Source organism: Pseudomonas sp. 203-8, from assembly GCF_020708595.1.
GTDB classification, from domain to species: Bacteria; Pseudomonadota; Gammaproteobacteria; order Pseudomonadales; family Pseudomonadaceae; genus Pseudomonas; species Pseudomonas aeruginosa.
In genome coordinates, this window is sequence record NZ_JAJFDF010000008.1 from 317,860 (window position 1) to 340,104 (window position 22,245).

Annotated in this window: 22 protein-coding genes, 1 tRNA gene and 1 pseudogene; 5 read left to right on the forward strand and 19 right to left on the reverse strand. The window is 65.4% G+C overall.

Translation table 11 applies throughout. The features are described from left to right. The first annotated feature begins 40 nt into the window (after positions 1 to 40). Positions 41 to 529, forward strand: coding sequence for a M48 family metallopeptidase (locus LJF27_RS20425; RefSeq protein ID WP_003084971.1), 489 nt, complete (start codon positions 41 to 43; stop codon positions 527 to 529). Positions 530 to 536: 7 nt separating this feature from the next. Here the strand turns inward: LJF27_RS20425 and LJF27_RS20430 are convergent, their stop codons facing one another. The 3 genes from LJF27_RS20430 to LJF27_RS20440 form a co-directional block, all read right to left on the reverse strand. Continuing rightward, on the reverse strand, positions 537 to 1,232 hold the full coding sequence (locus LJF27_RS20430) for an HAD family hydrolase (RefSeq protein WP_003459362.1): 696 nt from the start codon (positions 1,230 to 1,232) through the stop codon (positions 537 to 539). A 128-nt stretch (positions 1,233 to 1,360) separates the two neighbouring features. Continuing rightward, positions 1,361 to 1,714, reverse strand: coding sequence for a DUF805 domain-containing protein (locus LJF27_RS20435; RefSeq protein WP_003084974.1), 354 nt, complete (start codon positions 1,712 to 1,714; stop codon positions 1,361 to 1,363). 177 nt (positions 1,715 to 1,891) lie between these two features. After that, positions 1,892 to 2,803 carry an AraC family transcriptional regulator gene (locus LJF27_RS20440; protein ID WP_003113225.1) on the reverse strand — a complete coding sequence of 304 codons (912 nt, stop codon included), beginning with the start codon at positions 2,801 to 2,803 and terminating at the stop codon, positions 1,892 to 1,894. A gap of 117 nt (positions 2,804 to 2,920) precedes the next feature. Here LJF27_RS20440 and LJF27_RS20445 point away from each other — a divergent pair, with 117 nt between their 5' ends. Further along, positions 2,921 to 3,259, forward strand: a complete 339-nt coding sequence (locus LJF27_RS20445) for a carboxymuconolactone decarboxylase family protein (RefSeq protein ID WP_003084980.1) — start codon at positions 2,921 to 2,923, stop codon at positions 3,257 to 3,259. Here LJF27_RS20445 and LJF27_RS20450 read toward each other — a convergent pair. Further along, the gene (locus LJF27_RS20450; RefSeq protein WP_003099616.1) at positions 3,249 to 3,764 is read right to left on the reverse strand and encodes a hypothetical protein; all 516 of its coding nucleotides are present in this window, start codon (positions 3,762 to 3,764) and stop codon (positions 3,249 to 3,251) included. The two genes, LJF27_RS20445 and LJF27_RS20450, sit on opposite strands and share 11 nt — an antisense overlap. Positions 3,765 to 3,951: 187 nt before the next feature. Between LJF27_RS20450 and LJF27_RS20455 the strand changes: the two genes are divergently transcribed. Further along, the gene (locus LJF27_RS20455; RefSeq protein WP_003084988.1) at positions 3,952 to 4,110 is read left to right on the forward strand and encodes a YqaE/Pmp3 family membrane protein; all 159 of its coding nucleotides are present in this window, start codon (positions 3,952 to 3,954) and stop codon (positions 4,108 to 4,110) included. Positions 4,111 to 4,119: 9 nt separating this feature from the next. Here LJF27_RS20455 and LJF27_RS20460 read toward each other — a convergent pair whose 3' ends face one another. From LJF27_RS20460 to impA, 5 genes are all read right to left on the reverse strand, one after another. Then, positions 4,120 to 4,578, reverse strand: coding sequence for a DUF6985 domain-containing protein (locus LJF27_RS20460; RefSeq protein WP_003084991.1), 459 nt, complete (start codon positions 4,576 to 4,578; stop codon positions 4,120 to 4,122). Positions 4,579 to 4,593: 15 nt separating this feature from the next. Then, on the reverse strand, positions 4,594 to 5,064 hold the full coding sequence (locus LJF27_RS20465) for a hypothetical protein (RefSeq protein ID WP_003099612.1): 471 nt from the start codon (positions 5,062 to 5,064) through the stop codon (positions 4,594 to 4,596). Between the two features lie 13 nt (positions 5,065 to 5,077). Further along, positions 5,078 to 5,425 (reverse strand): SMI1/KNR4 family protein, encoded by a 348-nt coding sequence (locus tag LJF27_RS20470; protein WP_003113222.1) that lies wholly within the window; start codon positions 5,423 to 5,425, stop codon positions 5,078 to 5,080. After that, positions 5,415 to 6,029, reverse strand: coding sequence for a DMP19 family protein (locus tag LJF27_RS20475; protein WP_003121812.1), 615 nt, complete (start codon positions 6,027 to 6,029; stop codon positions 5,415 to 5,417). Before LJF27_RS20475 ends, LJF27_RS20470 begins: the two co-directional genes overlap by 11 nt. Before the next feature lie 190 nt (positions 6,030 to 6,219). After that, complete coding sequence (gene impA, locus LJF27_RS20480) at positions 6,220 to 8,991, reverse strand: ImpA family metalloprotease (protein WP_019396123.1); 2,772 nt, start codon at positions 8,989 to 8,991, stop codon at positions 6,220 to 6,222. Positions 8,992 to 9,090: 99 nt separating this feature from the next. Here impA and LJF27_RS20485 point away from each other — a divergent pair, with 99 nt between their 5' ends. After that, a complete protein-coding gene (locus LJF27_RS20485; RefSeq protein ID WP_152959728.1) occupies positions 9,091 to 9,234 on the forward strand; it encodes a hypothetical protein in 144 nt (47 codons plus the stop codon). Between the two features lie 290 nt (positions 9,235 to 9,524). On the opposite strand, the gene LJF27_RS20490 is transcribed toward LJF27_RS20485, so the two are convergent. From LJF27_RS20490 to rpsU, 9 genes and pseudogenes are all read right to left on the reverse strand, one after another. Beyond that, the gene (locus LJF27_RS20490) at positions 9,525 to 9,896 is read right to left on the reverse strand and encodes a nuclease-related domain-containing protein (RefSeq protein ID WP_003142777.1); all 372 of its coding nucleotides are present in this window, start codon (positions 9,894 to 9,896) and stop codon (positions 9,525 to 9,527) included. Between the two features lie 92 nt (positions 9,897 to 9,988). Next, the gene (locus LJF27_RS20495; protein WP_003117952.1) at positions 9,989 to 11,110 is read right to left on the reverse strand and encodes a Fic family protein; all 1,122 of its coding nucleotides are present in this window, start codon (positions 11,108 to 11,110) and stop codon (positions 9,989 to 9,991) included. Positions 11,111 to 11,371: 261 nt separating this feature from the next. Continuing rightward, positions 11,372 to 11,506, reverse strand: a pseudogene (locus LJF27_RS20500) (integrase); the annotation flags it as partial. 153 nt (positions 11,507 to 11,659) lie between these two features. Beyond that, positions 11,660 to 11,736, reverse strand: a tRNA-Ile gene (locus LJF27_RS20505). Positions 11,737 to 11,752: 16 nt separating this feature from the next. Continuing rightward, positions 11,753 to 15,490: an EAL domain-containing protein gene (locus LJF27_RS20510; protein WP_023117204.1), complete on the reverse strand. Its 3,738-nt coding sequence runs from the start codon at positions 15,488 to 15,490 to the stop codon at positions 11,753 to 11,755. A 106-nt stretch (positions 15,491 to 15,596) separates the two neighbouring features. Continuing rightward, positions 15,597 to 17,450 (reverse strand): RNA polymerase sigma factor RpoD, encoded by a 1,854-nt coding sequence (gene rpoD, locus LJF27_RS20515; protein ID WP_003085035.1) that lies wholly within the window; start codon positions 17,448 to 17,450, stop codon positions 15,597 to 15,599. A 79-nt stretch (positions 17,451 to 17,529) separates the two neighbouring features. Next, positions 17,530 to 19,524, reverse strand: a complete 1,995-nt coding sequence (dnaG, locus tag LJF27_RS20520) for a DNA primase (RefSeq protein WP_003099594.1) — start codon at positions 19,522 to 19,524, stop codon at positions 17,530 to 17,532. Positions 19,525 to 19,606: 82 nt separating this feature from the next. Then, positions 19,607 to 20,056, reverse strand: coding sequence for a GatB/YqeY domain-containing protein (locus tag LJF27_RS20525; protein WP_003085042.1), 450 nt, complete (start codon positions 20,054 to 20,056; stop codon positions 19,607 to 19,609). A 69-nt stretch (positions 20,057 to 20,125) separates the two neighbouring features. Next, positions 20,126 to 20,341 carry a 30S ribosomal protein S21 gene (rpsU, locus tag LJF27_RS20530; protein WP_003085057.1) on the reverse strand — a complete coding sequence of 72 codons (216 nt, stop codon included), beginning with the start codon at positions 20,339 to 20,341 and terminating at the stop codon, positions 20,126 to 20,128. Between the two features lie 200 nt (positions 20,342 to 20,541). Here rpsU and tsaD point away from each other — a divergent pair, with 200 nt between their 5' ends. After that, the gene (gene tsaD / locus LJF27_RS20535) at positions 20,542 to 21,567 is read left to right on the forward strand and encodes a tRNA (adenosine(37)-N6)-threonylcarbamoyltransferase complex transferase subunit TsaD (protein ID WP_003129196.1); all 1,026 of its coding nucleotides are present in this window, start codon (positions 20,542 to 20,544) and stop codon (positions 21,565 to 21,567) included. A gap of 78 nt (positions 21,568 to 21,645) precedes the next feature. Here the strand turns inward: tsaD and plsY are convergent, their stop codons facing one another. After that, positions 21,646 to 22,215, reverse strand: a complete 570-nt coding sequence (gene plsY / locus LJF27_RS20540) for a glycerol-3-phosphate 1-O-acyltransferase PlsY (RefSeq protein WP_003085061.1) — start codon at positions 22,213 to 22,215, stop codon at positions 21,646 to 21,648. Positions 22,216 to 22,245 lie beyond the last annotated feature (30 nt).

The window sequence follows — 22,245 nt, forward strand, 5'->3', positions numbered from 1 at the left end:
CGGTACACTGGGCGTTTTCCGCGAACCGCCGGACCCGTGCATGATCCCCCTCAAGTACCTCCAGGCCTATCCCGCATCGCTGCAGGACCAGGTCCGCCAGCTGATCGCCGAGAACCGCCTGGGCGAGTACCTCGAGCGCCGCTACCCGGGGCGTCACGATGTGCAGAGCGACAAGGCGCTGTACGCCTACACCATGAACCTCAAGCAGGAACACCTGCGCAACGCGCCGGGCCTGGACAAGGTGCTCTACGACAACAAGCTCGACGTGGTCCAGCGCGCCCTCGGCCTGCACACCGCGATCTCGCGGGTGCAGGGCGGCAAGCTCAAGGCGAAGAAGGAAATCCGCGTGGCTTCCCTGTTCAAGGACGCCGCCCCGGAGTTCCTGCGGATGATCGTCGTCCACGAACTCGCCCACCTGAAGGAAAGCGAGCACAACAAGGCGTTCTACCAGCTCTGCCAGTACATGCTGCCGGACTATCACCAGCTGGAGTTCGACCTGCGGGTGTACCTGACCTGGAAGAGTCTCTGACGCCCGGTTACGGCGTTCCCAGCGCCACTCGGCTCTCGCGGCGCAGGCGCGCCACGGTCTCCGGCAGTTCGCGCATGTGCTCGACGATGGCGATGGCGCCCAGCTCGCGCAGTACCTGGGCGTGCCCGGCGGGAATGTGCCCGGCGCCGACGAAGCCGATCACCCGCATCCCCGCGGCGAGGGCGGCGCGGGTGCCGGTGCTGCTGTCTTCCACCACCAGGCAACGCTCGGGGGCGACGCCGAGCAGGCTGGCGGCGTGCAGGTAGACGTCGGGTGCGGGCTTGGGCAGGGCGACCATATCGGCGCTGGCCAGGCGTTCGCCGATCAGTTCGCTGAGCCCGGCGCGCGCCAGCGAGCGCTCCAGGCTGTGGCGGCGGCTGTTGGAGGCCACCGCGACGGGCAGGTCCAGGGCCAGCAGCGCCTCGCGTGCGCCGGGAATGGGTTGGACCTGGGCGACCATCTCCTCGCTGCGCTGGCGCACCTCGCGGTTGAAGCTGTCGGGGATGCGCAGGCCGAAGTGCTTCTCGACGCGATCGAGGATGTCGCGGCTGGTCAGGCCGAAGGTGCCTTCCAGCAGGCGCTGCAGCTCCTCCAGCGGCGCGTAGGCGCTGAGCGCCTCGTACATCACGCGCTCGGCGATGACCTCGCTGTCGACCAGGACGCCGTCGCAGTCGGAAATCAGTGCGTCGATGGGGTGGGGCATGGGCTACCTCGCTGCGGGCGTTGGCGCAGGGCGCCGGAGTGGGAGCGAGGCATTCTAACCCCGGTCAGGGGCGGGAAGGGAAACAGGGAGAGGGAGAACGCCGGGCCGTGCGGCCCGGCGGGAAGGAATCAGGCGATGCCCTTCGGGTTCTGGCCGTACTGGTTCTGGCCGGCGTCGCTGTCCTTGGCCAGCAGGTAGATCAGGTACAGGCCGACGATCGGGATCAGCGCGATCAGCATCCACCAGCCGCTCTTGTTGATGTCGTGCAGACGCCGGGCGGTGACGCCCAGGGCCGGCAGCAGCACGGCGAGCGAGTAGAGATTGGCGATCGGCAGGAGCTTTTCACTGATCAGGCCGAGCACGACGCTCAGCGCGACGGAGATGATGATGTTCACCAGGGTGAACATCCAGTATTCCTTGCGACGGGCACGCCCGTTGAAGTCGAAGTAGTGTTCCTTCACGCATTTCAGAAACCATTCCATGTTTGCCTCCTGGGCGTACTGGTAAAGCGGGAGAGTGGGTGCCGCGACAAGTACCCCCGCGCCTCCTTGCCGGGAAAGCACAGTGTAGCCGTACTGTCAGTGAATTCGTACAGGATGTTGCGAAAATCATTCACATTGCATAGCAGCGGATCGCCGAAATGTGCGCCGGTAGCGCTTTCAGCGAGCGGAGTCGGCCTGGCGGCGGAAACGGCCCGGCGATTCGCCGAAGGCCTGGCGGAAATTGCGGGAAAACGCTGCCTCCGACTGGTAGCCGGTCTCGGCGGCGATATCCAGCAGGCTCTTCTGCGTTTGCCGCAGCAGGCCGCGAGCCTTCTCCATGCGGATGCGGGTCAGCAGGTTCCACGGCGAGGTCCCGCCGAGGGCGGAGAAGGCGCGGACGAAACTGGCCCGCGACATCGCCGCCTGCTGGGCAAGCTGTTCCAGGGTCCAGGCATGCTCCGGGCGTTCCAGCATGGCCCGCAGGGCTCGTCCCAGGCGGGCGTCGCCCAGCAGGCCGAACAGGCCGTCGCCCAGCGGTTGGCGGTCCAGGTAGGCGCGCAGGGCCAGGGCGAACAGCGCGGTGGCCAGCGCGTCGATGATCGAGCGGGCGCCGCTGCGGGTGCTCTCGGCTTCCTCGCGCATCAACCCGATCAGCGCGCGCAGGGGCTGCTGGGTCGACTCGTCCATATGCACCAGCAGGCGCTCGGGGAGCGCGCCGAACAGGCTGGCGCCGGCGTGATAGCGGTAGCTGCCGCAAAGCATGTCGAGGGCCTCGCCGGGGCCGTTCAACTGGTACAGCGGGATGCTGCCGCGGTGCTCTACGGTGGGTTCGCAGGGTTGCGCCGGGCTGTCGCTGCGCAGGAGGTGCGGGGTGCCGCGTGGCAACAGAATCAGGTCGCCGGGATGCAGGTCGAGGCGACCGCCATCGAGGAATTCGCAATAGCAGGTGCCGGCCATGACGATATGGAAGGTCGCCTCGCCGGGCACCGCTTGCGGGTGCTCCAGCGCCCAGCTGCCCTGTAGCTGGCAGCGCTGGTCGAGGCGGCCCTGCAGGTTGGCGAGCTGGATGAGCCGGTCGAGTGGGTCCATGGGATGAGCCGATCAGGTCGAAAGTAGAGACGCATGGGCAGGCGGCGCGGTCCAGACTGGTCGAGACTGGTAACCCGACGCGCCACTCCCGGCGCGAAAGCAACGGAGAATATCACCATGCTGAACAACTGGACCGAGTTCGTCCCCGCCGTGAAAAAAGCCTTCGGTGCCCTGGGCAAGCAACACCCGAAGATGCTCGCCGCCTATGGCGCGCTGGAGGAAGCCAGCGCCGAGGGCGCCCTGGATGCCAAGACCCGCGAACTGATCTCCATCGCCGTGGCCATTACCACCCGTTGCGACGGTTGCATCGGCGTGCACACCGAGGCCGCGCTGAAGGCCGGCGCCAGCGAGGCGGAAATCGCCCAGACCCTGGCTACCGCCATCTCCCTGAATGCCGGCGCCGCCTATGTCTATTCGCTGCGCGCGCTGGAAGCCTACGACCAGTTCAAAAAGTGAGGCCGTACAGGCGCTGCAGGTAGAACAGCAACCCCAGCCAGGCCACCAGGGCCAGCCAGCCCAGCCCCAGCAGGCCCTTGCGCAGCAGCGTCGAGGGCCTGCCATGGAGCAGGTCGACCAGGCTCAGCATGCCACCGAGCAACAGCAGGCCGAGCAGCGCCTGGGTGTACTGGGCGAAACTCGGCGACAACGCCTCGTCGCCGTGGGCGGCATAGTTGTACAGGTTCCAGGCGCAGATCAGCGCCGCCGGCAGCAGCGCCAGCAGCGCGCCGAGCCAGCGCCCGCGGACATGCAGGAGGAAGCCCGCGAGCAGGCCGACCAGCCCGGTACCCAGCGGTAGCAGCGCCAGGCCCTGGCTGAGGTAGACCAGGTCGACGCCGTCGGCGAGCGCCATCGGGGTGACGAAACGGTAGCTGCCGCTGGCGCAGAGCAGCACCGAAAGCAGCAACAGGGCGTAGCCCGGCAGGTACGGCCAGAAGGCGGGACGCGGGGGCAGGTCGGACATGGATGTTCCTTGCGGGTTGTCCGCTCGCATGAGCGTAGGCTCAAGCGTACCGCTGCGCGTGACAGGCGGCGAGTACCGTTGCGGTTGAACCCTCCGCGAATGGCGGGAGTCAGTCATAGGGTGACGCGAAAAAACGCCGGCTCACGCGCCGGACACCGTATCGACCCTGGACCAAGGAGTTCCGTTCATGGACCTGATCCGCATCCTCATCGCCATCCTCCTGCCGCCGCTGGGCGTGTTCCTGCAAGTCGGCTTCGGCGGCGCCTTCTGGCTGAACATCCTGCTCACCCTGCTCGGCTACATCCCGGGCATCGTCCACGCGGTGTACATCATCGCCAAGCGTTGAGGCCCCTGCTCAGGCGTAGTTCCATGGTTCCTTCACGGTGAAGTCCCGCCACGGGTCTTCGCCGTGGAAGGGGCCGACATAGAGCACCTCGCCGCCCCGGACGATCCATTCCATACCGTGTTCGCGGTCCCATTCGCAGTTCAGCGACAGGTGGATCACCGCTTCGTCGCCCTGTTCCGGGTCGGGCACGATCAGCTCGCCCGGTTCGATCCGTTCCAGCACCCCGCGCGCCGGCGCGACTTCCTCCGCAGACTCGCCCAGCCGCTCCAGGCGCGCGGCGCGGTAGCGCAGGCTGGCGGCACAAAGCCGCTCGACCACGGCGTCATCCAGTTCGTCGAGGGCTCGGGCGCAGCGCCAGGCGTAGGCGTCGTCGGCCTCGTTCTCGATGAACAGGCTGATGTAGCGCCGGTACAGGCGCCAATACACTTCGCCCATGTTCGCATCGTCCAGGTTGCGGATCAGTTCCATGCGTGGTCTCCCTGTTCAGCAGCGTTCGGTGAGGGCGATGCCACGGCCGTCGCCGAAGCCATCGTGTACGTGCAGCCATAGCGGGATCGGCCAGGCCCAGCCGCCGGCCTTCCACCAGCACTCGGCGAACCAGGCTTGCAGCGTATCGGCGAGCAGGTCGACGCCGCCGAAGCCGTCGGCGAAATAGGCTTCGTCGAAATCCGGGGCATGTCCCAGGCCGAGCGCCAGGTCCAGCGCCTTGCCGGGAAACAGGCGCGGGTCGCTGGCGTCCACCCGGTTGCTGGCGCCATTCAGGTACAACCACGCTTCCGCTGCGTCGCGTCCGTCCTCGCCGAGGAACAGTTGGATCTCGCCGTCGCGCAGTCCTTCCTCCAGGGGTTGCCGGAGCAGCTCGCGCAGGCGCTGGATCACGCCCGGCGCGGCGCGTTGCAGGTCGCGGCGGTAGCGCTCGCGGAATTGTTCGGGGCTGAGGCCGAAAGGAATCATGGGCGTTTCTCCGTCATTCGGGCAGGCAGGGCCCGGCTTCCAGCCAGGCCTCCAGGCTGGGTGCCAGGGGTTCGAAGCAGTCCGGCGTCATCGCGCCATGGTCGACCAGGAACAGCGCCTGCCGGTGATCGTCCAGGGCCATCACCACGGCGCGGCCGCCGCTGTCGTCGCCTATGGCCAGGTAGCCGGGGCAGTAGAGAGAGGTTTCGAAGGCCCGGTTGCGTTCCAGCAACTCGTCGGCGGCGTAGAGCAGCAGGCCCGGCTCGACGAGGCGGCCGCCGTGCTGCTCCAGAGCGGCGACGAAGGCAGCCGGCAGCGGTCGTCCGAGCCAGGCCTCTAGGGCATCCAATTCAGGCTTCATCGGGCTCGTCCAGGGCGAACAATGCATGGTGGCGGGCATGGGCCAGCAGGCGTTCGCCCAGCGCGTCGGCCAGGGCGTAGAAGCGCGTGTCCAGCGCATCCAGGGCCGCTTCGCAGTCGCGGTCGGGTTCATCGGCCCAGGTCGGCATGCGCAATTGGCGTTCGGCCTGGGAGACTGGCACCGGACCGTCGCCGAACAGCAGGGCGGCGGCTCGCTCCAGCAGGGCCAGGGCGTCCTCCGCCTCCAATTCGCGAAGACCCGCGCGCGCCGCCTGGTACTGGTCGCCGGAGGAGTTGCCGAAGTACTGGTCGAAGCCGCCGTTGTGCACTTCGCCGCTGAGCACGCTCACTGCGTAGTAGCTCCGTTCGGCCGGCGACAGCCCGGCGAATCCCTCGCGGCCATCGTAGACGCGATTCACCAGCGCGCTCCAGTACAGCGCCTGCGGACTCGCCAGGTAGCGCCGTCGCTCCGCGTGGAAGCGCTTGCCATCCTCGATGTTCTGCCGGTAGCCGCCCTTGCAGGGCATGCACAGTCCGTCGTCCCTCGCCGCCGTGGTCGGGAGGATGAGATGGCCGCAGGCGCGGCAGGGAAGGCGGTCGGTCATGAGCGGTCCTTGCTGGTGGAAGGGGCTCATTATTGCGCAGGATCGTTCAGCTTGAACGACAGTTTGGCTTGCCAGCCTGGCACGGCATTGCCCGCTGGCATGGCCGACCCTCTCTCCCTTCGGGGAGAGGGGCATGAGGACCGGCGCGGAGCGAGAAGCATCACCCCGCGCCAGCCCCCTCAGCTACGACTCACGGAAACGGCCACGCCGGCGACCCCTGGCTCATGTCCAGAAGCTTCACCGTGCTGTATTCGTTGGTCCGGTTGTTGGCATAGAAGAACGCCGGCTGCTCGGCGAAACCGTAGGCCGCCACCTGTGCCTGGGCCGCTGCCGAGGTACGGATGCCCCATAGCGCGAAGGTTGGCCGCTGGTCGCGCTGGGTCAGCCAGGACAGGCCGAGCAACAGGTTGTCGTTGCCGTCCGTACTGCTGGCATCGCCGCTGTTTCCCGGGCGCTGGGCGTAGGTGCCGTAGCCGAGGGCAGCCTTGTTGGCGTCCCAGTCGGACTTGTCCACCTGGCGCTGGTGCAGGTAGAGCAGGGTCCAGATGTCCCAACCCTGCAGCGGATCGTTCTTCAGGTCGGCCCAGTAGTGCACCCACTGGGTATAGAAGGCCATCCGCTCGCCATTCAGCGCGTAGGTGCCCGGGTCTTCCCACAGGCGCTTGTATACGCCTGCCAGCGGATCGGCCTCGGCGCGTCCGGCGACGATCAGGTTGTAGGCGTTGCGGTAGTTGACCCGCGTATCGTCGAGGTTCTGCCCGAACTCGCGGAGCACGCGCCAGTCCTTGTGCAACGGGAATATCTGGTTGGAGATTTCGCCCGAGCGCCCGCCGTAGACCTTCAGCCGGTTCACCTGCAGGTTGTGCCCCAGTTCGTGGCTTTCGCCCCAGCCGCGCGGGTTCAGGCCCCAGGTCTGATCGTAGGGGTTGCCGCTGCAGCCGCCGCCGCACTGGGCGTACTGGTCGACGTTGATGTGCTGGGTGCCGGGCAGCTTGTGCAGGGTCTCGCTGTCGCAGTCCCAGCCGCGCACCGCGCATTCCTGCTGGATTGCCGGAGTCTTCGCCTGGTTGGGAATGGCGAAGCCGGCCAGGGTGTAGGCGTCGTCGATGAACACCTCGTTCAACTCACGGATGAAGCGCTGGACGTCGCCGCCATAGTCCTTGTCGATCGAGCCACGGACCTTCTCCACCTTGGCGTGGACCTCCACCGAGCCGCTGCGGATCTCCAGCCAGTCGGCCTTGTCGGCGTCCAGCGCCTGGATGAAGTCGGCAATCGCCTGGCTGCTGTCCTCGCCCGGCTGGATGTCGAGGAACGGCTGGCTGGCCGCGCCGGTTACCTTGACGGTTACCGTCTGACCCGGCGTGGCGCCGCTGTAGACCAGTTGCAACAGGCCGCCGTAGGGCGATACCAGCGCCACCGACTGGTTTGCCTGGAGCTTGATGTCCGGGCTCTTGAGGAAGCGCGGGCGGTCATACTGGCGGGTATTCCACAGCCGCGTCGAGCCGATGCGCTGGGTGTTCAGGCCGACCGCCAGGCTGGCCTGGCCAGCGTCTTCGATGCGAATGCTCAGGCGCTTGCCCGGCGCCGCCATGCGGCCGATGGCGGTGAAGCCCTGGGCCGACGGCAAGGTGAGGGTCAGGGTTTCCTCCGAGCCCGATACCGGCATCGACTGTTGGCGCTGGCCGGCGTAGCTGCCCAGTTCCTTCTGCGCCGCGCCGGCTTCGCGCACGTAGCCGACGATGGCGTCGGCGACGAAGGTTTCCTGGAAGCGCGCCGTGTCGGCGGCCTTGTCCATCGGGTAGCGGATGTTCTGCCGCACCGCGTCGGCCCACAGCAGCCAGAGCCGCAGCGAGGTGGTGCCGGGCAGGGCGAAGAGGTTCTGCGCCTTCTGGTTGTAGGCGTCGAGGGCGCCTTTCAATACATCGACGCGCTTGCTGAAGTCGCTCAGTCCCGGCACGTCGTCGCAGGTGGTGCGACCGACGTAGGAGGTGCATTTCGACCAGTCGTAGTCCGTGCGCCAGCTACCGTCGACGATCTGCTGCACCAGCGCCGGGTCCTGGCCATAGGCGCCGCCCAGCTCGACCGAACGCGTCCGGGTGCGGCTGGATGGCACCCTGTCCTTGTCCCAGTAGTTGCCGCCGTAGGGGCCTTCCTGCAGGCCCAGGCCGGCGAGGATCTGCTGGCCGGTGCTGCTCTGGTTCCAGCCATTGGTGTGCACGAAGAGGATCGGCAGCCCGGCCTGTAGCCGTGCGCGCACCGTGGCGCTCAGGCTAGCGGCGCTGGCGCCGTTGCCCAGTACCAGCAATTTGCTGGTGCTGGCGCAACTGGCGTCGGTCAGCGCGTTGCAGGCGGCGTCCGCCGGTTGCAGGCCGGCGCTCTTCAGGCCGTTGAGAGTGGCGGTCTTGTCCACCCCGACCACGCTGACCTTGAAGTCCTTCGCAGTAGCCGCGCCCGGGTCGCCGTTCACCAGCCACTGCACCGCCCGCTTCAGCAGCGGTGCGTGGGCGGCATTGGCCCCGCTCAGTTGGGTGAGCACGTTGGTGCCATAGGCCAGCCCGCGGCCGCCGGCCTCCAGGCTCAGGCTGGCGAGCACGCGCCCCTTGTCGCCAATGAGGAAGGGCAGGGTATTGTCCGGGTTTGCCGGCAGGACCCACATGCTGGCGGCGCCAGGATCATAGGCTTGGCTGAGGTTCTGGTAGAGACCGTCGAGCAACTGGGTGCGGGTCTGGCGGATGCGCTCGACCTGCTGCTGCAGGCGCAGGGCGACCAGGTGGCTGTCGGTCAGTTGCGAGGAATCCCCGCTGACCAGTGCCGCATCGAGGATTTCTTCCTGGGTGGCCGCCTGGGCGGACAGCGCGCCAGCCAGGCAGAAACCGGCCAGCAACGCTCGGTGGCGAGGGATGGGTGAGCGACTCATGTTCTCTCCTTGCAGTGAGGGAAATGCAGTGGTGGACAGGCTCACAACTGGCGCTATCGGCCCGTGGAGGGCGGCATATTGTTATGGGTGCGCCGGGTATCGCGTCGAACAGGGAATGGGCCTCGGACAATGCCGGAAATACGCATGGGCGATCCGCTGCATCGAACGAGTCAAGGCGAGAGGAGCATGTTGGGAAAGGCGGAAAAACTATCTGTTCTGGTTGTTTTTGAACTGCGTCTGATTATTTTGATTTTATTTTTACCGATTGTTCGAAGCGCTCTGGAATAGGCGCTCCAGCGTTTCCTGTGACGAAACGATCCAGACTTTGGTTAGGGTCTTGGAAAATACCGAGGATGTATTTCCAGAGCTGTCGATCGAGTTGGAAGTTGCAGTTTCATGAAGGTTTAGGTACTTCGAAGTTACCGCGTTGGCGATGGAATCGATATCGTCCGGTAGTGCCTTCGGAAGTGCCTGATAAGTGCCTTCCCACGCTCAGGCGGCGAACAGAGCCGCCACGTCCATCTGATTCCGCTCCGCCAGCGCCAGTTCGCCTTCGCCGAAACTTGCGCTGCTGCCGCCTACACCCTGCGATTGATCGCGCAGTGGGTGGCGATTGACACCGAAGCCTGTGACCTGCAGCACGGCTCTCCGGTGCAACGGTAGAGACCTATCGGCAGGTGCTGGAAACCTGCCGTTTCCAGCACGAAGATGCCGTAGGGTGAGAGAAATACGTGGTCGATCTGTGTCGTGCCGTCCGGCGTGTTCAGGGTGACGTTGTGCAGGCGGCGGTAGGTGTGCCTGTCCAGTTGCCAATGGGCGAACAGGCGCACCAGCAGTTCACCGATCTGCCCCTTGGCCCAAGGCGATTTGAGCAGGCCGATCAGCAGGGCTGCCGGGATAAACCAGGTCAGCATGCCCCAGACCTGGGCGACTATCGGGCTGTAATCCACTTTCTTCCTTGAGCCGAGCTGCTTAATGGAGAGGCGACCATTGTCCTATGGCGCGATGACGCATCAAGGACTGATGAGCCCGGTGCAGGCGCTCAGCGTGCTATCTGGTAACGGGTGCTACGCCCTCTGCCGGGCAGTCGCTCGATGCAGCCCTTTTCCAGCAGGTCGCTCAGGTGGCGGGTCGCTGTGGCTTTGGAAACCTTGGCCACAGCTTGGTATTGCGCCGCACTGATGCCCTCCTCGAACCCCCTTTCGCCGCCATCGAGCAGGCGGTTAAGCACTTTGATCTGCTCCGCCGATAGCGTTTGGCTGCGATGTGCCTGCCAGAAGCGCGCCTTGACCAGCACGCGGTCTATACGGGCAAGGGCTTGCTCCAGGCTCTTGAGCAAGGTTTCGAGAAACCACTGCAGCCACTTGGTGATATCCAGCCCGCCTTTCTGACTGGCTTCTAGGATGCGGTAATAGCCGGCGCGGTCGTCGAGGATGCTCGCAGACATGGCGTAGAAGCGAATGGCTTGCTGCTCACCCTGAGCCAATGCCAGATCGGTGATAGCGCGGGTGAGGCGACCGTTGCCGTCGTCGAAGGGGTGCAGGGTAACGAACCAGAAATGGGCGATGCCGGCGCGCAGAAAGGGATCGAGGCTGGCATCGCGGCGGCTGCTCTCGAACCAGGCGAGAAAGTCCGCCAGTTGCGCTTCCAGCCCCGCGCGGGGAGGGGCTTCGAAATGGACTGTCGGGCGGTCGATGCGACCGGAAACCACCTGCATGGGCTCTTCGCCACGCAGTGCACCGATGTGTAGCGGTCGAGTCAGCAGTTGCTCATCGGTGGGGAATAACCAACGGTGCCAGGTGAACAGTCGCTGTTCGTCTAGCGGCTCTTGATGTGCGTGGGTGGCATCGAGCAGCAGTTCCGCCAGGCCTTCGGAGCGAGAGGTGGTTCGACCTTCTTCGTGCAATCCCAGTCGCCGTGCCAGTGATGAGCGCACCGAACCGACATTCAGTTGCTCTCCCTCAATGGCTGAAGAGGTGACGATGTTCTGCAGCATGGCATCCAGGCTGCTCTGCACTTCGGTGTCACTCCCCACGGCACCGAGCATTCCTAACAAACGACCCTGAGCCTGGCTACAGGAGCGCAGCAGTGGTGCAAGCGCTTCGGCTTGCCAGTTGAACTGCGGCCAGTCGGGCTGCTGCCAGATCCAGAGTGGGTCGTTCATAAGGGATATTCATGAGCCGATTAGAGAGCCTATTCGGCTCATTTTGTGAGCCGATAATGGCAACTATTCGGCTCACTGTCTAATTCTCAAGCTGGGTTGATAGCTTGATGAGCATGCCTGTTCAGGGTGACTGAGTCAGCTAAAGCGCCTGTTTCAGCACGTCAAAAACCTTGTGGACAGAGGTCGGCCGTACCCCTTGGGCATCGATAAAATTTGATGCAGGGACATGTAGCTCTCGGGCTACAAAATGGGGGCAGGTCACATGCGCTCGGAGCCGCAGTGCTGGATGTACACGCCGCGTACCATCTCGTCTTCGGTGCGGCGTGCCCAGTCTTCGGCGTCGCGCTTGGTGCGGAAGGTTTTTTCGTTGGTCGGCCAATCCGTTTTGCGGCCCACGGGAAGGGGGGACGACTGTTGCCATCAGATAAGGACTCCAAAGGCAAACTGGCTAACCAGTACTGTACCGACTTTGTACCTTTTGGCCATGGAGTCGTTTATGAGGCCACTACCCTAGAAAGCGCAAAGCCGCGCAGTGCGCGGCTTTGAAGGTGGTGGGCCCACACGGACTCGAACCGTGGACCAAAGGATTATGAGTCCTCTGCTCTAACCGACTGAGCTATAGGCCCCCAGAAGGTCGGCGGATTATACCGGCGCTTCTCGGGGAGCGCCAATCGGCTGGCGCGGTTTGAGGAATTTGCTGGCGAACAGCTCGGCGGGCAGCGGCGGACTGAGGACGAAGCCCTGGATCTGCTCGCAGCCTTCGTGGGTGAGGAAGCTCTGCTGACCTTCGGTTTCCACGCCTTCGGCGATCACCGTGAGCTGCATGCTGCGGCCGAGGGCGATGATGGCGCGGGTGATGGCGGCATCGTGGGGATCGTCGGGAAGGCCGCGGATGAACGACTTGTCGATCTTCAGGATGTCCAGCGGCAGGCGCTTGAGGTAGCTGAGCGAGGAGTAGCCGGTGCCGAAGTCGTCGATCGCCAGCTGTACGCCGAGACGCTTGAGCCCGTGGAGGACGGCGAGGGCCTCCTCGGTCTGGTTCATGATGAAGCTCTCGGTGATTTCCAGTTGCAGCCGCGACGGTTCCAGGCCGGACTGCTCCAGCAATTGCTCGAGGCGTTCGATCAGTTGCGGCTGGCCGAGCTGGGCGCCGGCGAGGTTGACCGACAGCGGGCCGAACGGCGCGTGCAGCTTTTGCCATTCGCCCATCTGCTGGCAGGCGTGTTCCAGCACCCAGTCGCCGAGGGGCAGGATCAGGCCGCAATCCTCGGCGAGGGGGATGAAGCGCTCCGGGGAAATTTCCCCGAACAGCGGATGGTACCAGCGCACCAGTGCCTCGGCGCCGACCAGCAAGCCGCTCTCCAGGCTCAGCTTGGGTTGGTAGTACAGCTGCAACTCGTCGCGCTCGAGGGCGCGGCGCAGTTCGGTTTCCAGCGCCATGCGCTCGGTGGCCAGGTAGGTCAGTTCGCGGGTGTAGTACTCGATGCGGCTGCGGCCCCGCGACTTGGCGCGGTACATGGCGGCGTCGGCGTTCTTCACCAGGGTCGGGGCGTCGTCGCCGTCCTTGGGGAACAGGGCGATGCCGACGCTGGCGCTGACGAAGAATTCATGACCGTCGGCCTGGAACGGCGCGGTGAAGGCATTCAGCAGCTTGCGCGCGACGTGCTCGGCGTCGCTTTCCTGGTGCAGGCCGGGGAGCAGGATGATGAATTCGTCGCCCCCCAGGCGGGCCACGGTATCGACGTCGCGCAACTGGTCGCGCAGGCGTTCGGCGATGGCCTTGAGCAGCAGGTCGCCGATGGGATGGCCGAGGCTGTCGTTGATGTGCTTGAAGCGGTCCAGGTCGATGAACAGCACGGCGCCGGGACGACTCTCTTCGCGGGCCTCGTCGAGGGCGTGATTGAGCCGGCTCTCGAACAGCAGGCGATTGGGCAGGCCGGTGAGCGGATCGTGGTGGGCCTGGTAGTCGAGCCGGGCCTGGGCGTACTTGAGGGTGGAGATATCGGCGAAGACGCCGACGAAGTGAGTGATCTCGCCCTGCGGATTGTGTACCGCGCTGATGGTCAGCCATTCGGGGTACAGCTCGCCGGTCTTGCGTCGGTTCCAGATCTCGCCCTGCCAGTGCCCGTCGCGCTCCAGCTGGTTCCACATGGCGAGGTAGAAGCTGGAGTCGTGTTGTCCGGAGGAGAGCAGGCTGGGCGAGCGTCCCAGCGCCTCCTGCTCGCTGTAGCCGGTGATCTCGCTGAAGGCGCGGTTGACCGCGGTGATGCGTTGGCGGGTATCGGTGATCATCACGCCTTCGGCGGTGCTTTCGAAGACGGTGGCGGCCTGCTGCAGCTTCTCCTGCATGAGCTGGCGCTCGGTGATATCGCGGACGATGGTCAGCACGCAGTCCTCGCCATCGATGCTGATCCGGTGGGCGGACATCTCGCACTGGCGGATGCCACCGTTGCGGTCCCGTACAGGGGCGGTGAAGCCCTGGGTCAGGGTGTGGTGGCGTACCAGCGAGATCAGGCGCTTGCGGTCCTCGGTGTCGACCCACAGGCCGAGTTCGAGCGTGGAGCGGGAGATGACCTCGTCGCGGCGGTAGCCGGTGAGACGGGTGAAGCCTTCGTTCACGTCGATCAGCGTGCCGTCTTCGAGGCTGCTGATCAGCAGACCGTCGGGGTAGGCATGGAAGGCGTTGGCGAACTTCTCCTCGGAGATCCGCAGCAGTTCCTGGGTCTCCACCAGGTGGGTGATGTCGCGGATCACCACCACCAGCGCCGGGGTCTGGTCGAGGGCCACGTGCTGGGCGCTGAGCAGCGCGCTGAAGGTACTGCCATTGCGGCGCCGCAGGGGCACCTCGAGGTTGGTCAGGTTGCCGTGGCCGAGCTTTTCCAGGACCTGCGGGCCCAGGCCGGGGAGTGCCCAGATGCCCAGTTCGGTGGCGGTCTTGCCGATGGCGTCGTCGGCGGCGATGCCGATCTGCTGCTCGAAGGTGCTGTTCACCGCGAGGAAGCGGCCGTCGGCGCCGTTGGCCAGTACCACCATGTCCGGGCAGTGGTGGAACACCGAAGCGAACTTCTGTTCGGACAGGCGCATGGCCTGCTCGGTGAGCTTGGCCTCGGTGATGTCGATCATCAGACCGCGCAGGAGCAGGTCCCGGCCTTGCGTGATCGGGGTGACCAAATCGCGAATCCAGACTACCCGGCCGTCGGCGGCGAGCATCCGGTAGTCGAAGCTGTGGTCGCGTCCGGCCTGGCTTTCGCTCATGCAGTAGTGGATGGCGTACTCGGCGTCCATGGGGTGCAGGGTCCGCTGCCAGAAGCCCGGCTGCAGCCATTCGCCGAGGGGATAGCCGAGCAGGCGTTCGGCGTGGGGCGAGACGTAGGTGAAGCGGTTCTCCTCGAGGCGCATTTCCCAGGCGATGGCATTCAGGCTTTCCACCAGTCCCCGGTAGTGCTGTTCGCTGTCGCGCAGTTCGCGCTCCAATTGCCGCCGGCGACTCACCTCGCGGCGCAGGCGGCGGTTCATGGCCAGCAGTATGGCGACCGAGACCAGGATCAGCAGGACGATGGGAAGACCGTAGGTCGCCATCTCGCGCCAGGCCGGACGTCGGTCGAGCAGGCCGCCGACCCAGGGGGCCTGGAGTCGCTCGATCTCCTCGGCGCTGAGGTCGGCGAGGACCTTGTCGACGATCCCGGCGAGGATCGGTTGTCCGCGCGGCACGGCCATCGCCAGTTGGTAGCGGTATGGCGTCTCGCCGCTGATCTCCAGGCCGTTGAGCTTGAGCTGGCGGAGGTTCCATACGCTGGAGGCGAAGTCGCCGACGAAGGCGTCGGCCTGGCCGGTGGCCAGCGCCTGCAGGGCTGCCGCTACCGAAGGCAGCGGCAGCAGGGTGAGGTCGGGATGCTGGGCGATCAGCAGTTCGTGAGGAGCATAGTGGTCGACCACCGCGACCTTGAGTCCGTAGAGCTCGTCGATGCGCTTCGGCATCGGGCCGTTCTTGCGTGCCAGGATGATGATCGGGAAGTCCAGGTAGGGCCGGGTGAAGCTCAGGTACTCCTGGCGCTCCGGGGTAGCCATGATGCCGGGCAGCAGGTCTAGCCGACCGTCCTTGGCCTGCTCCAGGACCTGCGTCCAGGTCTTCGGTTCGACAGGCGTCAGGCTGACGCCCAGGCGTTCCTGCAGCAGGCCGACGTAGCCGGCGGCGAGTCCCTGGTAGCGGCCCTGTTCGTCGCGGAACTCGAATGGCGGCCAGGAGGTGTCCACGCCCAGGCGGATGCTCGGGTGCTCGGCCAGCCAGGCCCGTTCCTCGGGCGTGAGCGTGAGGGCGCCGGCCAGCCCCGGCCAGCAGCAGGCCAGACACAGGAGAAGCACGGCCTGCAGACGCTGCATGAGGCGGTCTCGCGGTGGACGGGAATATAAGCGGAAGTGTAGACGCCGGGCGGCGGGGCAAGCGGCAAAGAAAAACCCCCGGTTTTTCAGGCCGGGGGTTCGTTCGTCACTCGTCGAGGAAGGAGCGCAGGTGCTCGCTTCGCGACGGATGGCGCAGCTTGCGCAACGCCTTGGCTTCGATCTGGCGGATCCGCTCGCGGGTCACATCGAACTGCTTGCCGACTTCCTCGAGGGTGTGGTCGGTGTTCATGTCGATGCCGAAGCGCATGCGCAGCACCTTGGCTTCCCGGGCAGTGAGGCCGGCGAGGACTTCGCGGGTGGATTCCTTGAGGCTCTCGCTGGTCGCCATCTCGATCGGCGACTGCATGGTGGAGTCCTCGATGAAATCGCCCAGGTGCGAATCTTCGTCGTCACCGATTGGGGTTTCCATGGAGATCGGCTCTTTGGCGATCTTCAGTACCTTGCGGATCTTGTCCTCAGGCATGTCCATGCGCTCGCCAAGCTCTTCCGGGGTGGGCTCGCGACCCATTTCCTGGAGCATCTGGCGGGAGATGCGGTTGAGCTTGTTGATCGTCTCGATCATGTGCACCGGGATGCGGATGGTGCGTGCCTGGTCGGCGATCGAACGGGTGATCGCCTGGCGAATCCACCAGGTGGCGTAGGTGGAGAACTTGTAGCCGCGACGGTATTCGAACTTGTCCACCGCCTTCATCAGGCCGATGTTGCCTTCCTGGATCAGGTCGAGGAATTGCAGGCCGCGGTTGGTGTACTTCTTGGCGATGGAAATCACCAGGCGCAGGTTGGCCTCGACCATTTCCTTCTTCGCCCGGCGAGCCTTGGCTTCGCCGATCGACATCGCGCGGTTGATTTCCTTGATCTCGGCGACGGTCAGCTCGACCTCGCTTTCCAGGGCCGCCAGCTTCTGCTGGTTGCGCAGGATGTCGTCGCGCAGGCGCTCGATGGCCTCGGCGTACTTCGGCTTGCTCTTCAGGACGCTGTCGACCCACTTCTCGTCGGTCTCGTGGTTCGGGAACAGGCGCAGGAAGTCGGCACGCGGCATGCGCGCGTCACGCACGCAGAGCTGCATGATGGCGCGTTCCTGGGCGCGCACGCCTTCCAGGGCGGAGCGCACGCGGGCGACCAGGGCGTCGAACTGCTTGGGCACCAGCTTGATCGGCATGAACAGCTCGGCCAGGCCGGTGAGTTCGGCGGTGGCCTGCTTGCTGCCGCGACCGTGCTTCTTCAGGGCCTTCTTGGCCTTGTCGAGCTGCTCGGAGACCGCGGTGAAACGCAGGCGGGCTTCTTCCGGATCCGGACCGCCGTCGCCTTCGTCGTCGCTGTCGCTGCTGTCGTCGCTTTCTTCTTCCTCGTCGTCCTTCTCTTTCGAGTCGGCGGAATCGTCCTTCAGGTTGACCGGCTCCACCTCTTCGGCGGGCAGGCTGCCGTCATCGGGATCGATATAGCCGCTGAGGACGTCGGAGAGGCGACCGCCTTCGGCGACGATGCGATTGTAGTCGGCCAGGATGCTGTCCACCGTACCCGGGAACTGGGCGATGGCGCTCATCACTTCGCGGATGCCTTCCTCGATGCGCTTGGCGATTTCGATCTCGCCTTCGCGGGTCAGCAGTTCCACGGTACCCATTTCACGCATGTACATGCGCACCGGGTCGGTGGTGCGACCAATGTCGCTTTCCACCGCGGCCAGGGCCGCTGCGGCTTCTTCCGCTGCGGCTTCGTCGGTATCCGCCTCGGCCAGCAACAGGGCATCCGCATCCGGGGCTGTCTCGAATACGTTGATCCCCATGTCGTTGATCATGCGGATGATGTCTTCCACCTGTTCCGGATCGGAAATATCCTCCGGCAGGTGGTCGTTGACCTCCGCGTAAGTCAGGTATCCCTGCTCACGGCCTCGGGCGATCAACTCTTTCAGACGAGATTGCTGTTGCGCTTTTCCGGACATAACACCCTATCCACTGAAGGTCTTGGCGGGCAAAAAATAAGCAGAGGATTATACCTGATGCCTGGGCTGAGGCGCCAGTTCAGCTCTGGGAAGGCGATGAAGCGGCAACACTGTAGTGCTCTCTGAGCAAGGCTTTCTCTTCATCGGTCAGTTCACTGTAGCTCTTCTGCATGACGCTGCGTAAACGCTCCTCCCGCTCGCCGAAACGCTGGCTCTCGGAGAGTTTAGTAATGGTGTCGAAGAACTGCTTTTCAAGGTTCTCCTGGACGATCAGCCACTCCTTCTCGCCCAGGGCCTGCAGCAGGCGGCCCTGGGGCGTGCCGTGCCAGCGCGCGATGAGTTGCATCGAGCTCTGCCGCGGGTTCTTCTGCAGGGCTTCCAGCAGGGACACCAGCAACTGGGCGTAGGTATCCTGCTCCCTGGCGAGGGTGCCCGCATCGTCGACCTTCAAGGCCAACTGCGGATGATGCAGCAAGGTGCGCAGGGCGTTGAGGGTGGTGGACTCCACGCTGACCGGCGTTCGTTGCGGAGCCTTGAAGTCGCCGCGGCCGCCTTTGTCCCACTTCTTCTTGCCATCCCACTTCTTGCCGTCCCAGGGCTTCTTGTCCTTGTTCCAGCTCTTGCGCGGTTGCGCCTCGACATAGCCTGGCGCAGCGTCGAACGGCGCATGGGAGGGCTCGTTCTCGTAGTAGGCGCTGGCGGCGAAATAGTCGTCGCCGTCCAAGACGCCGCTCGCTCCGTGGTCCATGGACGACGGCGGCGGGCTGTGGTGCGCCAGTTGTCCGATGTTTTCGCCGGACAGGCCGGTGATTTCCGACAGACGTTGTCGCATCAGCAGGCGCAGGTTGTTCCCGGGAATCTTCTCCAGCAGCGGCGCGGCGAGGGTCGCCAGGTGGGCCTTGCCTTCCAGGGTGGCGGGGTCGGCCTCGAGCATCAGTTGCTGGAAGAAGTACTCCGCCAGCGGCTGGGCCTGCTGGGTGATGCGTGCGCGGAAGGCATCCTCTCCCTCGGCGCGTACCAGGCTGTCCGGGTCCTCGCCCTCGGGGAGGAACAGGAAGCGCACGCGCTTGCCGTCCTGCAGGTTCGGCAGCACCGACTCCAGGGCGCGCCAGGCCGCCTTGCGCCCGGCCTGGTCGCCGTCGAAACAGAACAGGATGCTCGGTACCAGGCGGAACAGGCGCTTGATGTGTTCCTCGCTGGTCGCCGTGCCGAGGGTCGCCACCGCGTTGCGGATGCCTTGCTGGGCCAGGGCGATGACATCCATGTAGCCCTCGACCACCATGATCTCGTCGAGGTCGCGATTCTTCTGCCGGGCCTCGTAGAGTCCGTAGAGTTCCTGGCCCTTGTGGAAGACCGGAGTCTCCGGGGAGTTCAGGTACTTCGGCTTGTCGTCGCCGAGCACCCGGCCGCCGAAGGCGATGATCCGCCCGCGGCTGTCGCGGATCGGGAACATCACGCGATCGCGGAAGCGGTCGTAGCGCTTGCCGGTGTCGCTGTTCTCCACCAGCAGGCCGGCGTCGAGCATGGCCTTGAGTTGCAGGTTGTCGCCACCCAGGTGCTTGAGCAGGTTGTCCCAACCGGGCGGGGCGAAACCGAGGCCGAAGTCGCGGGCGATCTCGCCGGTCAGGCCGCGGCCCTTCAGGTAGTTCACCGCGGCCTTGCGCGCCGGGTGGCTTTTCAGCGCCTGCTTGTAGAACTCGGCGGCGGCGCTGAGCAGCGGGTAGAGCGGCGAGTCGGTCGGCTGGCGCGGCGTGTGCCCGCGTCCGCCGCGTTCCTCGCGCGGCACGTCCATGCCGGCGCGCTTGGCCAGCTCCTCGACCGCCTGGGGGAACTCCAGCTGGTCGTGGTCCATGACGAAGCCGAGCGCGTTGCCGCCGGCGCCGCAGCCGAAGCAGTAGTAGAACTGCTTGTCCGGGCTGACGGTGAACGAGGGAGTCTTTTCCTTGTGGAACGGGCAGCAGGCGCTGTAGTTCTTGCCGGTTTTCTTCAGTTGGATGCGTGAACTCACCACCTCGACGATGTCGGTGCGGTTCAGCAGGTCATCGATGAAGCTTTGCGGTATCAGGCCGGCCATGGTGTTCTCGAAAACGACGGCGCGTGGGCGCAGAGCGGCAGCATAGCAATTATCGCCGGGCCGATCAGGCCGGCGCGGTGTTTCAGGAGGAGAGGCGCGCCTTCAGGCGCTGGCTGACCTGTGCCATGTCGACGCGACCCTGGACCTGCGGTCGCAGCAGGTTCATCGCCTTGCCCATGTCCTGCGGACCCTGGGCGCCGCTGTCGACGATGCTGCGCTCGATCAGGGCGTCGATCTCATGGTCGTCCAGGGGCTTGGGCATGAAGTCCTGGAGCACGAGGATCTCGGCAGCCTCGACCTCGGCGAGGTCCTGGCGGCCGGCGTCGCTGAACTGGCGCTGGGCGTCGCGGCGCTGCTTGATCATCCGGTCGAGGATCAGCAGGGCTCGGGCGTCATCCACCTCGATGCGTTCGTCGACTTCGACGCGCTTGATGTCCGCGAGGGCCAGGCGCAACGTGGTCAGCCGCGGCTTGTCCTGGGCGCGCATGGCGACCTTGACGGCGTCGAGGAGGCGGGATTTGATTTCGCTCATGGCGGAAAGCCGAAAGCCCGGCCGGGGCCGGGCTGAGGCACGATCACTGACGCGTGGGCGTCGAGTGGATCAGTACAGGCGCTCGCGACGGCGCTGTTCGCGCTGTACTTTCTTCGCGTGGCGCTTCACTGCGGCAGCGGCCTTGCGCTTGCGCTCGGCAGTGGGCTTCTCGTAGAACTCGCGGCTGCGAACTTCAGCCAGTACACCTGCTTTTTCGCAGGAGCGCTTGAAACGACGCAGGGCTACGTCGAAGGGTTCGTTCTCTTTTACTTTGACGGCTGGCATCCAGGTCGTACCTTCACTGATTACCGGGGGTTGAACGTACTCCGGCAAGGTGGCGCGGATACGTCGGTTTTCAAGGGTTGCGGATATTAACGGTTCGGCCGGAGGAATGCAAAGCCTCCGATCGAAAAACACTGGTCTGGCGCAAAGCCGCCGATTATCATGCGCGGCTTCGTATTTGCCAAGCTCTAAGGCTCAAGCCCATGCGCGTGCTGGGACTGGAAACGTCCTGCGACGAAACCGGCGTCGCCCTTTACGACAGCGAACGCGGCCTGCTGGCCGACGCGCTGTTCAGTCAGATCGACCTCCATCGCGTCTACGGCGGCGTCGTGCCCGAGCTGGCCTCGCGCGACCACGTCAAGCGCATGCTGCCGCTGATCCGCCAGGTGCTCGACGAGTCCGGCTGCACGCCGGCGGATATCGACGCGATCGCCTATACCGCCGGTCCCGGCCTGGTCGGCGCCCTGCTGGTGGGGGCTTCCTGTGCCCAGGCGATGGCCTTCGCCTGGGGCGTGCCGGCGGTCGGCGTGCACCACATGGAAGGGCACCTGCTGGCGCCGATGCTGGAAGAGCAGCCACCGCGGTTCCCGTTCGTCGCCTTGCTGGTTTCCGGCGGTCACACCCAGTTGGTGCGGGTGGACGGCATCGGTCGCTACCAGTTGCTTGGCGAATCGGTGGACGATGCCGCCGGCGAAGCCTTCGACAAGACCGCCAAGCTGATCGGCCTGGGCTATCCCGGCGGTCCGGAAATCGCCCGCCTGGCGGAGCTCGGCACTCCTGGCCGCTTCGTGTTCCCGCGGCCGATGACCGATCGCCCCGGCCTGGACTTCAGCTTCAGCGGGCTCAAGACCTTTACCCTGAACACCTGGCAGCGTTGCGTCGAGGCCGGCGACGACAGCGAGCAGACCCGCTGCGACATCGCCCTGGCGTTCCAGACCGCGGTGGTCGAGACCCTGCTGATCAAGTGCCGTCGCGCCTTGAAGCAGACCGGCCTGAAGAACCTGGTGATCGCCGGCGGCGTCAGCGCCAACCAGGCGCTGCGCAGCGGCCTGGAAAAGATGCTCGGCGAAATGAAGGGGCAGGTGTTCTACGCCCGCCCGCGCTTCTGCACCGACAATGGCGCGATGATCGCCTACGCCGGCTGCCAGCGCCTGCTCGCCGGCCAGCATGACGGCCCGGCGATCAGCGTCCAGCCGCGCTGGCCGATGGAGTCGCTGCCGGCGGTCTGAGTGGCCGCCAGGTCGCAGTCAGGCAGGTGTCGATGACGCAGCTGGGCCAGACTGCATGAAGTTTTTTCCTTTTATGGATTAGAAATGCCGTTCGCGGCCGGCGAACAGATCGCGTAAGTTGGCGCGGTGCCGCCAGACGATCAGGCCGGTCAGCACGGTCATCGGCAGCAGCGCTCCGGGCTGCTGCCAGGCCAGCAACGGCAGGGTCAGCGGGGTGGCCACCAGCGAGGCGAGCGAGCTGGTGCGCGACAGCTTGAAGGTCAGCAGCCAGGCCGCCGCGGCCAGCAGTACGGCCGGCGGATAGAGGCCGAGGAGCATGCCCGCGGCGGTGGCGACACCCTTGCCGCCGCGGAAGTTGAAGTACAGCGGGTACAGGTGGCCGATCACGGCGGCGATGCCGACCCAGGCCTCCTCCATCACGCCGAGCCCCAGCCAGCGGGCGACCAGCACCGGCAGCAGGCCTTTGCCGACGTCGCCGAGCAGGGTCAGGATGGCGAGTTTCTTCCCGGCGACGCGCAGCATGTTGGTCGCGCCGGGGTTGCCGGAACCGCTGGCGCGCGGGTCCTGGGTGCCGAACCAGCGGCTGAGCAGGACGGCGAAGGAGAGGGAACCGAGCAGGTAGGCGAGGATCGCCAGTAGCCAGACCATGGATTCCACCGAGGACGAGGATGTCCTCGA